The organism is Pseudomonas sp. IC_126, assembly GCF_004331835.1.
Taxonomy (GTDB): Bacteria; Pseudomonadota; Gammaproteobacteria; order Pseudomonadales; family Pseudomonadaceae; genus Stutzerimonas.
Genome location: NZ_SJSS01000009.1, coordinates 1 through 13,476, shown reverse-complemented (window position 1 = coordinate 13,476; position 13,476 = coordinate 1). Strand labels below are relative to the sequence as shown.

10 protein-coding genes are annotated in these 13,476 nt (G+C 54.9%); 1 reads left to right on the top strand and 9 read right to left on the bottom strand.

Going from position 1 to position 13,476, the window contains the following annotated elements; genetic code table 11:
• Positions 1-2: 2 nt before the first annotated feature.
• The 6 genes from E0D86_RS20450 to E0D86_RS20425 form a co-directional block, all read right to left on the bottom strand.
• Positions 3-3,749 carry a pilus assembly protein gene (locus E0D86_RS20450; RefSeq protein ID WP_256681287.1) on the bottom strand — a complete coding sequence of 1,249 codons (3,747 nt, stop codon included), beginning with the start codon at positions 3,747-3,749 and terminating at the stop codon, positions 3-5.
• A 77-nt stretch (positions 3,750-3,826) separates the two neighbouring features.
• Complete coding sequence (locus E0D86_RS20445; protein ID WP_131651869.1) at positions 3,827-4,504, bottom strand: PilX N-terminal domain-containing pilus assembly protein; 678 nt, start codon at positions 4,502-4,504, stop codon at positions 3,827-3,829.
• Positions 4,501-5,352, bottom strand: coding sequence for a prepilin-type N-terminal cleavage/methylation domain-containing protein (locus E0D86_RS20440; RefSeq protein ID WP_131651868.1), 852 nt, complete (start codon positions 5,350-5,352; stop codon positions 4,501-4,503). Before E0D86_RS20440 ends, E0D86_RS20445 begins: the two co-directional genes overlap by 4 nt.
• The gene (gene pilV / locus E0D86_RS20435) at positions 5,349-5,897 is read right to left on the bottom strand and encodes a type IV pilus modification protein PilV (protein WP_131651867.1); all 549 of its coding nucleotides are present in this window, start codon (positions 5,895-5,897) and stop codon (positions 5,349-5,351) included. Before pilV ends, E0D86_RS20440 begins: the two co-directional genes overlap by 4 nt.
• 8 nt (positions 5,898-5,905) lie before the next feature.
• The gene (locus E0D86_RS20430) at positions 5,906-6,385 is read right to left on the bottom strand and encodes a GspH/FimT family pseudopilin (RefSeq protein ID WP_131651866.1); all 480 of its coding nucleotides are present in this window, start codon (positions 6,383-6,385) and stop codon (positions 5,906-5,908) included.
• A 189-nt stretch (positions 6,386-6,574) separates the two neighbouring features.
• On the bottom strand, positions 6,575-7,081 hold the full coding sequence (locus tag E0D86_RS20425; RefSeq protein WP_131651865.1) for a GspH/FimT family pseudopilin: 507 nt from the start codon (positions 7,079-7,081) through the stop codon (positions 6,575-6,577).
• A 160-nt stretch (positions 7,082-7,241) separates the two neighbouring features.
• Here E0D86_RS20425 and thiO point away from each other — a divergent pair, with 160 nt between their 5' ends.
• Positions 7,242-8,336 (top strand): glycine oxidase ThiO, encoded by a 1,095-nt coding sequence (gene thiO / locus E0D86_RS20420; protein ID WP_131651864.1) that lies wholly within the window; start codon positions 7,242-7,244, stop codon positions 8,334-8,336.
• A 253-nt stretch (positions 8,337-8,589) separates the two neighbouring features.
• Here thiO and E0D86_RS20415 read toward each other — a convergent pair whose 3' ends face one another.
• The 3 genes from E0D86_RS20415 to tssA form a co-directional block, all read right to left on the bottom strand.
• Entirely contained in the window at positions 8,590-8,988 is a 399-nt protein-coding gene (locus tag E0D86_RS20415) for a lysozyme inhibitor LprI family protein (RefSeq protein WP_131651863.1), read from the bottom strand.
• A 245-nt stretch (positions 8,989-9,233) separates the two neighbouring features.
• Complete coding sequence (locus tag E0D86_RS20410) at positions 9,234-10,274, bottom strand: tetratricopeptide repeat protein (protein ID WP_131651862.1); 1,041 nt, start codon at positions 10,272-10,274, stop codon at positions 9,234-9,236.
• Complete coding sequence (gene tssA / locus E0D86_RS21720) at positions 10,264-13,011, bottom strand: type VI secretion system protein TssA (RefSeq protein ID WP_131651861.1); 2,748 nt, start codon at positions 13,009-13,011, stop codon at positions 10,264-10,266. Before tssA ends, E0D86_RS20410 begins: the two co-directional genes overlap by 11 nt.
• Positions 13,012-13,476: the final 465 nt, after the last annotated feature.

Genomic DNA, 13,476 nt, shown 5'->3' with positions numbered 1-13,476 from the left:
GCTCAATTACCTATTACTCGCCAAGATTGGCGGCCAATACTGGATGGGTCCGGGTAAATCGTCTGGCATACCAGGCCGGTGCAGGCTTCGAAACCGCTGTCGGGGTTCTGTGAAATGGTAATGCCGCCTTCACCGTCCTGTTTGATACCGCTTACGACATGTACAACATTATTGCTGTCGACGTGCCTGAGGTCGAAAGCATGGAATAGAGTCTTGCCGCCGGTAAAGGGATTGAGTGCGTAGGTCCAGTTGCTTGCGCCGTCGGCGCATGGGTCATCGTTGGGGACCAAAGTCTGGAAGAAAATGGTCTGGCCGAGAGTGGACATCTTCTCGATCAGCATCTCGCCGTCGAATTTGTTCTCGTTTACTACCAGATCCAGATACCAGCCGTACTTATTGACGCTGACTACGCCGTCAGCATTGGCCGTGGTCCATTGAATGGGGTTATTCGAGATTGTGCGCGCCGGGTTGGTCCCACCTTGGGTATAGGTTCCAGTTAATTGTTCGATGATCGTCTGTTTCACCAGATGACCATTGGCTTCATCATCAGTCCGCTGGATAGTGAGTGCGCTGGTACTCTCCGCGCGGGTTTTGGTGTCCCATATTCCGTAGATGCTCTGGGCGTGGGTTTTGACGCCATCTTTGTCCTCTGCCTCGAAGAACTTACCGGTGCCGAAAATCACCAGATAACCCATGCGGCTGGGATGACGGATAAGAGTAGGCGCGGCGGTAATCGACTGGGCCGCAGCATCCTTGCTGGACGCTGCGGTAAACATCGGCTTTCCGCCGTAAGAAACCTTGAAGTTATCAGCATTACCGTTCTTGTCGCCGTAGATGCCACCCTCAGCCAAATCGCGTTCAGGGTTGGCATTCGGGCCCAGCAGATCGAAGCGCCAGAGGTTCCCCTGTAGGTCTCCGGCATAAGCGTAATCGGCGACGCCATCGGCGTTATAGTCGGCCAGTACCGGGCTGGAAAGCCCATTTGCCGCGCCGCTGGTTCCAGAAACTTCCAGACTCTTTGTCAGCTCGCCGGTCACGGCGTCGATGACGTAAAGCGCTGCCTTGCCATCGCTGGCACCGTTCTCATAGCCGTTCCCGGTAACTACGGCCCAGCGACCGTTATGCAGGCGGGCAATGGTCGGGGTAGCGAAACTGTAGCCTGGCTTGACAGCATCTTCATCTTCGATATCGCTCGCATCGAATTCCCAGAGTAATTGTTCGCTGCCAGGGATAGTGACATCCAGAGCGAATAGCGCCTTGCCGCCGGCACGCAAAGTGCCGACCAGAATGGTGCGCCACCTTTTGTTATCGTGATCGTAGACATCTGCTACCACAGGCGAGCCGTCGACATAAAACTGATGGCTGTAATTTTTACCGGTTAGCTTGTTGAGCTTGTCGAAAACTGCGGAAGGAATGAAGGCAAATTCCTCGACGCCGGTTTCAGTGTTGAAACCGTGGAGCATACCGTCGTTGCCACCGACATAGACCCGTCCCGTGCGTTTGACCGCTCCGTCTGTTGTTCCGATGGTTTTTGCCAAGAACGCAGAGTACGAGCTATCGCCAGGAGTCACAGCTCCATTAGCGTCGATGTGCCCTTCCAGCCTGTTGGCGAATCCTTCCAGATAGCGGGCGCCTGATACCACGACAGGGCTGGAGCCGTATAGGTCGCCCAGTACCGCAGTGCGTTGGCGGAAATTATCTGCGTTAGAACCTTCGTTGCTGCTATCCCCGCGCAGGTAACTAAGCCGTTCTTGCCATCTACCGTCCGCTGACTCACCGGCGACCTCGGGATTTATGTTCAGGGCGTAGGCGAGGGTGCCCTTGGTTTCAGGATCGCCTGCATTACCGACCTTGAAGTCTTTGAGTTTGTTGGTATCTGCGCCATTTTCGTTAGATATCTTTATCGTGCGGCCGCCGGGAGTCGGAAGCTGTTTCTGCGCGCTCCAGTCTTGTGTATTTTCAATTACGTATTGGTCGTCATCATTCTTTACCAGCTTTTTGGAAAATCGCTTCAAATCACCCGACCAGTTTTCGTCACTAGCATAGGTGGTCTGGTAGGAAACGCTGGTAGCGGTGTCGTCGATCACTAGTCCTGAGCTGATTGCAGGTCTAGCTGCGGTCGATTTTCGTTCTGCAATCCGGTTCAAAATCTCATCAAAGGCCGAAACCATGGCGTCAGGACTGTCAACGCTAAAGAACTCGCCGCGAGAGTTGATTGCCGCGTGCCATAGATCGTAAACGTTATTATTCGAGCCTGATGATGCTTTGGGCCAGCTCTTCGTACCGTCCAACAAGGCCTTGTAGCCTCCCGAGAATGTGTCTCCTTCCCATGGCAGACCGCTAGCGTTCATTGAACTGGTAAGCCCCAAGCCCATTATAAAGTTGCTCATGTGCTGCCAAGTGGCAGGATCATTTTTGGCGTTCCAGTATTTCTCAGTATCCGTCCCTTCCTTGTCGGCAAAATAAGGGCTGATTCTGTTATCTAGTTTAGTGTTGAGGTCGGTAGCCCAATAATGCATTGCCAAGTCTGCAAGTGTGCTGGGTGTATCGTCTTGATATGGGCGTTGCTGGGTATATTTCTTACCGTCAGGTAAGTTGATATCTATGCCGTCATGCCTGAAAGAGCTGGGATTGCCAGTTGTGGCATTCCACATCCCATCGGTCATAAGTATGTGATAGCTTGGGCGGCAAGCATATGTATTGTCCGATGTGTTTTTATCGGATGAGACGCGAGCATTTGGGAATTTATGCCAGGCAATGTCTTCCTTGAGAAATTCTCCGGCCCTTTTCATTGCGGCTGGTAGTGGCGTGCCGCTGTTGAAATATACATCTTTGAGCCAGCTATAGAATTGTCCTTTATGTTGGGCGTCATATTGGCGGAACTTATTGTCTTTACAGTTCTTAGTGTCACCCCCGTTGAGGCTTGTGCACAATGCCAGATTTTGCCAGCCTAAACGGACAGTTGGAGAAAGTTGGGCAAAAGCCAAGCTGGTGGCGGATAAGGTCGCTAGCGCCCTTGTTCTGTAAAACGAATACCAGATGGCGAAATTTGTCTTCTCGCTGTCTTTGGCGAAGACGAGTTTGTAGCAACTTGTTTTCGTCTTGTCACAATCTCCGGCGAGTGAGTCATCATAAATATAATAGTATGCTGGTGTTATAGCGGTATAAATATTGTTGTTTCTTGCGCAGGAAAAGTCGTTACTGTTCAGGACTGGGCCTGCTTGCTCAATCGTACATGTGTAGCTGTTTCCGGACCGGGTTACTTTAAACCTTATTCCTGCAGCGCTAGTTTCGGTTTTTGTCTCATTTCTTGAAAATGATATGGATACACTGAAATCATTGCTTGGGTTGTTGGCTCGTTGGTGCGTGCCGCTTGGCATGCGGTACTCTTTTCCCGTAGGTCTATAGTGATCGGAAAGGTCAAGTTTTCCGTCGTTTGGCCTGAAACCATTTATGGGCGCGTTTGTGAAGGATGTTGTTAGCTCGATTTTATTGCCATTCGTGTCGAATGATGGCGGTGCTATGTACTTGATGTTGGGGTTGTAATACATCGGGTTGTATTCTGGTGCTGCATATAAGCGTGTTATGGTGCTGCCGCTTATGACTTGACTCTCTATGGCGTCAGGGACAAAACCCCAAGACATGCTGCCCGACTCATCAAGCGTGAAAATGATATTAGGTGGAACACCTACCGTCAGACTGAGCGGGCTTTGCGATACGGCTGCTTGTATGTTCATTGCTGCACTCATTAGAGTGGTTCCTGCAATGAGGCTCATAATAAAACTGGTCGAGCTGTTGACCTGTCTTCCTTTCATTTCTTCAACTCTCAATTATTCAGGCCGAGATAGATATTCGCGGTAGTGGATTGCACTGCCCATTCGTCTGCCGCTTGTCCATTTACTACGTAGAAGTAGGTTCCCCGACCTTCCATGACTGCGCCGTATTCAGGGTTCAATGAGGATTCATCTTCGTTCATGGCGATCAGATGAGTATTCCAGTAAGCGTTGCGGTCGCTACTGGTCACATTGCTTTCATCGCTTTCATTCTCCCCTGGCACTGTTCCCCGATATGGCATCCAAGTTATGAAAGCGGTGTTTGCAGCAGCATCGCTATCTGCCCCTGTCTTGTTATCCGCAGAGCTGTTTTTCAGGAAGAGTAATGGGTTGAGTACGAAGTCCAGGCGGTCTTCTGCTGCGGTTATTGCCAGCAGACACGGGCGGTTGGCGCCATTGGCCTGCAGTTTGTTCGCCTTTTGACAATTGGATTCTCGGGGCTCGAGCTTGTCGCGCAGATACGCTGGACCATAGAACCGGAACTCTCCTTCGCGTAGCGCGGCCTCCGCGGCGGTTTGCAGGCGCTGGGTCTCTGCCCTGTTCCCCGTTATTCGCGACTCCAGCACGACGCCGCGCATGCTGGATACGGCTAGAACGGTCAGAATTAGCAGCATGACCAGCGCAACCAGCAGGGTTGCGCCCCGTTGCCGGGCGTGATTCAAAGCTTTCATGGCATTAGATTCCTGATCGTCTGGGTGCTGCTGGCAACCTGGTAGATGCGATTCTTGTCTTCTGCGGTCAGACGGGCTTTGCTTGTGGTGTCTGCTTTATCCAGCCATGCATCGAATATGGCGGATTCACCGTCGCGTTGTTCTTCACGGCTGGCTAGTAGTATCGAGTAACGCACTGCTCGGATCGGGCCGCTATTGATCGTCCATGTGCTGGCATCAATGAACCGACCACTGTCTTCCGTCAGTTTCTTCTCGAACATGTCCTTGCTGCCGAGGCCGAACTCAAGTCGCATATCCGCGATGCCTGCCAGGAGTTCCATTGATCCAGGGGACTTTGCGTTAAGGTTCTTGCATTCAAGCAAGCCCTGATGCAGTTCGGTGGCTGGCGTGTAGCTGAATGCCAAGGTGATAAGAGCGCTTTCAGGCGGAGCCTGGAAGGGCTTGCTGTCGTCGAACGCCTTGCTGTCGTCACCTTGGCAGTCAGGTTCGCCGCTGACGAGCGGCTGATAGCGCAGGCAGATACCGAGTGAGTTTCTGGTGGGAGCAATGACTGCGCCTTTGGCAAACGCTTCGCAGTCACTATTTGCCGATACTTCGGGAAATGCATCTTCGAGCAGTTGCGCTGGATCTCGACGATAGCCTGCCTTGCCGAGATAGTCGTTGAGCATCAGCGCAACGAAGCGACTACCTTCCAAGTTCGTGGACTGGCTTTGCTGGAATAGGTGGTTACGCTGGTTATCCAAGTAAATTTGGGAGATGCCGAGTAGCAGGAAGCTGCTGATAGCCAGCGCTACGAGCAGTTCGATCAGGGAGATGCCCCTCTGTTGGGGCACGAGGGAAATTTTCATAGCTCTACTCGCGTTCTGTAGATGCAGGTGGTGGCGTTGGGCGCTTGATCATCGGGGCAGGCACCTGCCTTGACGGTCCAGGCCAGCTGGATTTCCAGCATCGAGCCATTGCCGTCACAGGTCCCGAGTGTGGAGCTGCGGCAGATATAGAAGGCAGATTCGAGGAGTTCCTCAGCGCCAGGCAGAGAGGCTTCGACGGTTTCTACCCAGCAGTTGCGCATCTCGATGGCACTCGTAGGGTTGGCGACACAGTCCGCCGGAGCAGTCGTGAAATCACTGCCTTTGTCTTTGTAAAAAAGAGAAGTGTTCTTGAAGCCGCTATACACGGGTTCGGCCGGCGGGGTCCTCGTGAATACTTCACCAGGGTTGGCGCGAATGATCTCGACCAAGTCGCTGGCCAGCATGATTGCTGTGTTTCGTTGTACCGAATCCTGGGTGTACTGAATGCTGCGGCCCTGCATGGCAACCATGCCGAGAATGCCGATAGTGGTCAGTACCAGGGTGACCATCACTTCGATCAAGCTAAAGCCTCTGTTATTGCTCATGGCGATCCTCATAACGTGCAACTGGTCAGGGCGTTACCATCGGCGCCTTTGCCGCGCTCATGGCGAACAGGCGCGCCGCTCGCTCGTACTTCCACGACATAGGCCGTTTCGGGCGAATCGTCCCGGCAGACGGTAATCAGGGCAGGGGTGGCAGTACCGTTGACGCGATAAGTAATGGTTGCGACATCTGCATCCATTTTGGCCTGGCTGGTGGTGTGACTTAGCTCTCTGGCGGATTGGCCAGCAACGCGTACCACCCAAGGGCCATCGTCATCGACGAGTACTTCGGCAGTGGTCCGGCGTGTGACGGCTTCTCCACGCGCGTACTGCAGGATGGCGATCAGATCGTCGGTCTGGCCCTGCAGCTGGGTTTTCTGAATGAACGCAGTGAAGTTGGGCACTGCGATGCCTAACACTATGGTCAGCAGGGCAAGAGTGATCATCAGTTCGATCAGGGTGAATCCATGCATGTCGCTGCGGCGTGACATGGTGCGCTCCGTTTGAATTCTTGAGCGGTTGATAATGGTGTGGCTCGGGCGCTTTGTCCGTTATGCCGGGATGGTCGGTGCATTTGTGATGATGACCGGCTGTCGGGACGATTATCAGGCTTATGAGATGGCTCCGGCGTGACTGGAGCCATGCTTTGAGGATGGAGCGGCGATGTTTGTCATTCGCAGTCAGGCGCTGCAGAGTGAGGCTCTGCTTGCGTTATCTGCCGGAGTTCCCTGCTTCAAGCGGCCCTGTCGACTAAGAATCAGTTGCCAGGCAACAGCCTGCTTGTGGCACTGGTAGAAACGCCCATTACTCAAAGGACTGGTGCCGTTGGCATGGAAGCGTATGCGTCTATCGCCGAAGCCGCTCCAACGCAGCTCATCGGCGGTGGGTAGTTGAGTCACATCCAGTACTTCCTGGGTCGCTTCCACCAAGGTCAGCCAACCCTTGCTCCAGTCGCTGCTGCAACTGGCTGCATCGCTGGTACCGCAGAGTACGACCGTCTGACGATGCAGTACCGCTTTGGAGCGTGCGTTCTGAATGGCATCCTGCACTTGGGTGAGCAGCGCCTGCTGTCGGCTGTAAGCGATGAGGTCGGCCAGTGCTGGCATGGCCATGGAGCTGATGATTGCAATCAGCGAGATGGTGATCAGCAATTCGACGAGAGTAAAGCCTTGATCCTTGTTCGGCATGGTGCGGTTCCTTTGCACGTATGATGTGCCGCCTTCCTGATGGCGGTGCCGTCTGGCTTCGACCGACCCGCAGGACGGCGAAAGGAAGCTTTTAGACAAGTCTTGGCGTCAGTCCAAGAGCTAATGGCTGGAAATGTGAACCAGAGTCTCGGAGGAGCATGTGGAACGAGAAACCATCATCGTTGGTGGCGGCGTTATCGGTTTGTTGTCGGCTTACGGTCTTGCAAATGCGGGGCAGACTATTGTCCTGCTGGAGTCCGGAAGAGTCGGCACCGAAGCCTCCTGGGCCGGTGGCGGAATCGTTTCTCCGCTTTACCCATGGCGTTACAGTCCTGCGATCACGGCTCTGGCTCATTGGTCGCAGGATTTTTATCCGCAGCTTGGCGAGAGTCTGTTCGAGCAAACCGGTATCGATCCGGAAGTGTACGAGACCGGGCTTTACTGGCTGGATCTGGATGACGAAGAGGAGGCGCTGGACTGGGCCGGGCGTCAGGGTCGTCCGTTGCATCGAGTACCGATGGAACAGGTTCGTGCCTCCGTTCCGTCGTTGGGAACGGGGTTCTCACGCGCGGTGTTCATGCCGAACGTCGCCAACGTGCGCAACCCGCGCCTTTTGGACGCTTTGCGAGTGGCGCTTGCCAAGCTACCGAACGTGCAGGTGATCGAGCATTGCCCGGTTACCGGTTTCGTTCGTGACTGCGAGCGGGTGGTTGGCGTCGAGACGGCGCGGGGTGAAATGCGTGCTGATCGGGTGGTCGTAGCGGCTGGCGCGTGGAGTGGCGACATGCTCGCAACGCTGGGGTTGGAATTGCCGGTCAAGCCGATGAAAGGGCAGATGATTCTGTTCAAATGCGCCGAAGATTTCCTGCCGAGCATGGTTCTGGCCAAGCGGCGTTATGCGATTCCCCGGCGTGATGGCCATGTCCTGGTTGGCAGCACGCTTGAGGACGCCGGCTTTGACAAGACGCCGTCTAGCAGTGCATTCGAAAGTCTCAGAGCGACAGCGATCGATCTACTTCCTGCCTTGGCCGATGCCGAGGTGATCAAACACTGGGCCGGGTTACGTCCCGCCTCGCCTGAAGGGATACCCTACATCGGGCCGGTGCCGGGGCATGATGGGCTCTGGCTCAATTGCGGGCATTTCCGCAATGGGTTGGTGCTGGCACCCGCTTCGTGCCAGCTGCTAACGGATCTGATGCTTGAGCGCACCCCCGCTATGGATCCAGAGCCGTATGCGCCTGCCGGGCGGTTCTAATTTTATTAATAGGATCGGAACACAATGCAGTGAGCCTTCGTTACATCTGTATACGGACCACTAACATTTCATTTGAATTCTCAGGGTGCTTCGTAGTTGTTTCGATTCCTTGCTTGGCAGCTCGGCTTAAAAAGGAATTGCCGCTTGCCTCGCAATACGATCTGAAGATCAATTTATTATTTTTTACTATAAGGTAACTAACATAAGCTTGAGATTGAGTAAATTCAGGGTTTGTTTGTGTGCGTATAGATACTTATATATCAGTCGCTATGCGATTCAAATAAGTCGCCCTGTCGTCACTCATCCTCGACATGCAATTATTAATGGTCACCTGATAAGCTTCTTCCATTTCTTCTATTTCAAAAGCTTCGAGCTTGCAATCGGCGTCTCGTAGTTCGATCCACTCTCGCTGCGCCCCTCTCAACAGAGAAATATATTGATCCGCCAACGAGGGGGGCTTTCCGTGCTGATTTCTGATTCGATCCAAAGCTGCCTTGTACGATAAATTCAGAATATTATCCGACTGATCCTTTCTATATTCTGCGCATTGCACTACCTGCCGGGATATTTCAATTTTTTCACATGGATCCCCAGTGATATCGCTAAGTGCTGGAAATGCAAGAAAGAGCAAACCAATAGATATTTTTTTCATGCCGAGCACTCTAGTTGCTCTCGAGGTGGAGAACGCTATTTCGACCTGGTTTGTATTGGCTAATAGCACGCGTGTTCTCTGTATAATACCTGTGAACACCAGCCCATCGCTCTATTGACTGGTGGATAAGCAGAGCGTTATCCACCCTGTTTACTAGAAGTGGTCGGTTGGTGTAACAGCTGATGTTTAAGACGTCGAGGGAGCTGGACAGCATTCTCAAGAGAAGCGTTGACTTCATGTCCGCATCACTTTCTCGAAATGACTCGATGCGGAATTTTTGATTGCTTTTGGGTGGCGGCCATTCTCTGGTAATACTGGTTATAAGCTTCCTGGGCCTGTGCTCGCTTGCCCAATGCCCAATACGCGTCCGCTAGGTTCAGGTAGGCAACGACTCTGTCCGGGTGTTTCAGGGTAATGTGTTTCAGGAGTTCGGCGGCCTCCGGATAATAGCCCGCCTGCTCGAACAGGAAGCCGAGACCGTTGGACCAGCCGACCTGTTGCGGGAAGTAGTATTTTTCGACGATGTAGCTCTCGGGATCGCATGCGCCATCCTCATCCCCTGCCATGAAGTAGCTGACGAGGGTTTTCAGTTCGTCCTCGTTACCCGCCTTGTAGGTCTTCAGAGCGGCGTCGAAATTGCTGGACGCCACCTCCGGCATCAACTTTTCCGCCGCCAGCCCCGAGGTCTGGTGTGCGAGGCGCAGATCCTTCAGGGCGTCAAAGGCGCGGGTACCGTCAAAATCGCTGAGCGACGTGAAAGCGAGGGCCTCGCGGTCGACTGCATGTGTGTTCAGTAGGGACTGGTCGCACTCGGTGTTGTTTTCGTTCAGCAGGATCTGCGTCAGATCGAAAGACTTCGCAGCACCGTCGTACCTGAATTTCAGGTTGAAGTTATAGGCGCCATTTCCCTCTTCCCGGGTGATGAGTGCCAGGTAATCCCCCGCCTGGGCCGAGGAGGAAAGTAGGGTATGGCGCTCACCCTGCAGATCGGTCACCGCTAGCTTTCCCTGCCGTTCAGAGATCAGGTTGGCGATATAGCCATCGTAGCTGTGAGGGGAGTAGGCGTTCTTGATGCGCGGCAGCGCCTTGTCCGTATCGAGCACCGTAGCGCCCGTACTGTCGGTGATCACCAGGCGCTGGGCGCGTGCCTCGCCACTGTCCACGAGGCGCAGCTCCCGAAGCGAGGACGGTCCCTCGGAACGTATCGCTTCAGCGTGGGCCATGGCACTGACCAGCGCCAGGGTGGAAACGAGCGAAAAATGCAGCAGGCTGAGTTTATTGTGCATTTTTCAGAATCCCGTAGATGAATTCAAAGTTTTCTTTCCGCTTGTCGTAGCTCTTGGTGTGGAAGTTCACGACCTTAGTGATCCCGTCCGTGTGGGTTGTACTGTCGCCGGACTTCGCGTTCAGACTTTGCCACTCCCAGAAGCCCAGGGCAGTCAGCAGGCCGTATTTGGTTTCCAGCACCTGGTTGGGGTGGGCAACGATGTCGATGTTTTCGTTGGGAATCTTAGCTTTCAGCAGGCGCTCGACGGACTTGTAGTTTTCCTTCCAGGTAAGCTGGATGAAGCCTTTGCCCTTGTAGGACAACCCTTCCGCGCAGCCGCCGGGGGTCAGGTGGAAGTTCTGTCCGTGCACGCTACAGCAGTAGATGCGCTTGGCGATTTCGTCTTCCTGCGGCAGCTGCGAATAGGCGTAGTTCTTGATGATCCTGTAGCCACTCTTCGCGCTGGTGGGCAGGGCGTTGTACTGCTGCATGGTGATGCGTTTGTATCCCAGCTCGTCCGCTTCCTGCGGGTGATGGCTGAAGTATCTGCCAAACAGGCTGCGAAGCGCTGCCGTCGAGTACCACAGGTCTTCTTCCTTGCCCACGAGGGCGTCGCCCACTTCGGCTTTCACTTGGGCAAAGAACTGAGACATCCGCTCTGGCGTGTTGACCTCGAATAGCCCGGCATATTTGTTGAATAGCGTCCGGACTTCTTCTCGTACGGCCTCTTGCGAGGACGGGAAGATCTTCTTCATGTCTTCGGCGCTGATCAGCTCGGAAGCCGGGGCGGCCGAAAGGTTCTGCATCATCACCAGGTTGATCGGCTGGAAGTGCCAGGCCTTGCCCGATGCATCCAGCTTCAGGCTGTCGGCCACATCGCCCCACCAGCTCAGGGTCTTGATGCGGTTCTTCTCTTCGACCCAATCCTGATTCGGATCATCGGGGCTGTGGCCCATCAGATCATCGAGTTCGTCCCAGCGCGAAGCCTCCCAGAACCACTCGCTTTCATGCTGCGTGACGAGCTGCGAGATAGATTGGGCGTGCCAGGGCTTTGCCAGTGCCGCCTGGATCTCTTCCGAGGTCATCTTGCTGTCGCGGTTGGTGTCGATGATGTCGTAGAGACGGCTACGCACAGGGCCGTTGTCGGACTGGTCGATCGCGCCCTGGTAGCTGGCCTTCTCATCGTCGGACAAGCGGCGAGTCGCATTGAGGTAGTAGGCCAGCCCAGCGCTGGGGGTATCGGTATCCTCGAGAAAATCGAAGCCTTCCCATTCCCACGGGCTGTGGCGAGTCGTGATGAGCTCCTGCTCTGCCAGCCAGCCGTTGATGGGTTCCCAGTCACCGAGCCCGGAGGCTTGCAGCGTCTGATCAAGGGATTCGAGCTGGGTCTTGGCCAAGTCGTATTTCTTAGCTTGGAAGCACAGCCGGGCCAGAGTCAGCTGCCAGAAGAAGCGCTCGCGTCCGCCGCGAGCCTGGTTGAGACCCGGCTTGAGGCTCTGTACGGCGCTTTTAAGGCCATCCTTGCGCAGCTGCGGAAGGACGTTCTGGAGGGCTTCCTCCCAAGCGGGGGGGGCGCCGGGCTGGCTAGTGAGCGATTCGCTCGGCGCTTGGGCGGGTTGCACGTGGGGCATCACCCTGGCGCTGATCCAGGCGCGAGTTTCCGCGTCGGCAAAGGGCGTGCCGTCATGGAAGCGCAGCTCGTCGAGACCCGGCATACGTTGCAGAAACAGCGCAAGCTGGATTTCAACCTCACGCATGGCCTGCTCGGCGTCGAGCTCATTCAGGCATTCCCAGGCCAGGCGCTGGCCATCGAGCCAGAAAGGTGCGCGAACGATACTGGCTTCTAGATCAGCCAGCAGATCGGCGTAGAGGCCCTGGGCGAAACGTTCGCGATAATTGGCCAACTTGTCTGCTGGGATACCACGCAGAGTGGTGATTTGCTCAGCGTTGCGCTCGGGCAGGCTGTCGATCTGCAGCCACAGCAGGGTGCGTGCCAGTCGAAGCGGTTTGAGGTCGGTTGCTTTTTGCTTCAGCCACCAGCTGCATAATGGTCGTGCCTGATCCTGCAGGCCGCGCAAGCTTTTATGCGCGTCCTTCTCATGTTCGACCGGAGTGGTTGTGGTTAAGACCTGGGCGGCGGCCTGTTTGACCTGGGCAATGGCCGCGCCGACGGGGCCTGGCTGCGGGTGGGCAATCCCGGCACGCTTGACCATGTCGTCGAGCCGCCGACAGAGCGGTAAAAGGAGGGGGGCCTGAACACCTAAGTGGGACGCCAAGCTATTTTCAAGGCTCCGGAGCTCCAGTGCGATGTGCTCGAAAAGCGGTAGCTGCTCTCCCATGGGCACGTGATCGGCCAGCACATCCTCCATACGGGGTACTAGCCAGGTAATGGCTGCTGAGCGAGTGCGTGACTTGTGAGGATGGAGCTCACCCCAATGAGCGCTGCAAAGGTAGCTGAGCATGGCGACGCCGGCATGGAGTCCTGTGAACGAATCGCGCTGATACAGGCTCCACGTTAGCCATGCGGCCATCCGCAGATCTTTTGTCTGAGTAGTTAGCAGCCGTTCGCAGCCTTCGCGCACGAGTTCCCAGTCGATGGCCCCGGCGATGTGTACCGAGGCTGCCTTCCCGAGTTCTTGTTCAAGCGTTTCATACTCAGCAGCGTAGCGGAGGTCATCGCCGGCAAAAGAGGTTGCTGTAATCGGAGATTTCGCTACCGCTAAATAATGAGCGGCTAGCTTGGTAGAAAACGTCATTCCGTGACTCGATTCGTTCCTGCTTAGCAGTGCTGCAGGGCGCTTCATGCGCTGGAGGTGCTGCGTGCAAATGCAGGCACGCCTGATGAGGTGCGCATCCTATGCGTGACGCACTGATGCGACTGTGAAGTGGTTTACAACTATGGGGCGGAGCGTCCCGGGCGGGGTCGCTCATGCCCAAGATGAGCACTGGTTAACTTCTTTAGAGCGTTTCGCGTTGAACCGCAAAGCTTGTATATGGTCTCGCCGCTCCATTGATGTCGTGTTCGCCCTGGGTCTTAGTTTTTCTATATATGTACAGTTTGCTCTTATAATTCAGAAACGCAGTTGACAGGCATTTCTGGGTGCCTATAATGCGCACCTTCTCCGGCGCAGGGCCTAGGCGAAACCTCTTGCAAATCAAGAAGTTAGCGAAATTCAGGGCTTGCACGGATGGCGAATTCGAGTAGAATGCGCCGGGCTGGC

Coding starts and splice junctions, on each gene's coding strand:
- E0D86_RS20450 (WP_256681287.1), bottom strand. CDS start 3,749: ATGAGTGCAGCAATGAACATACAAGCAGCCGTATCGCAAAGCCCGCTC.
- E0D86_RS20445 (WP_131651869.1), bottom strand. CDS start 4,504: ATGAAAGCTTTGAATCACGCCCGGCAACGGGGCGCAACCCTGCTGGTT.
- E0D86_RS20440 (WP_131651868.1), bottom strand. CDS start 5,352: ATGAAAATTTCCCTCGTGCCCCAACAGAGGGGCATCTCCCTGATCGAA.
- pilV (WP_131651867.1), bottom strand. CDS start 5,897: ATGAGCAATAACAGAGGCTTTAGCTTGATCGAAGTGATGGTCACCCTG.
- E0D86_RS20430 (WP_131651866.1), bottom strand. CDS start 6,385: ATGTCACGCCGCAGCGACATGCATGGATTCACCCTGATCGAACTGATG.
- E0D86_RS20425 (WP_131651865.1), bottom strand. CDS start 7,081: ATGCCGAACAAGGATCAAGGCTTTACTCTCGTCGAATTGCTGATCACC.
- E0D86_RS20415 (WP_131651863.1), bottom strand. CDS start 8,988: ATGAAAAAAATATCTATTGGTTTGCTCTTTCTTGCATTTCCAGCACTT.
- E0D86_RS20410 (WP_131651862.1), bottom strand. CDS start 10,274: ATGCACAATAAACTCAGCCTGCTGCATTTTTCGCTCGTTTCCACCCTG.
- tssA (WP_131651861.1), bottom strand. CDS start 13,011: ATGACGTTTTCTACCAAGCTAGCCGCTCATTATTTAGCGGTAGCGAAA.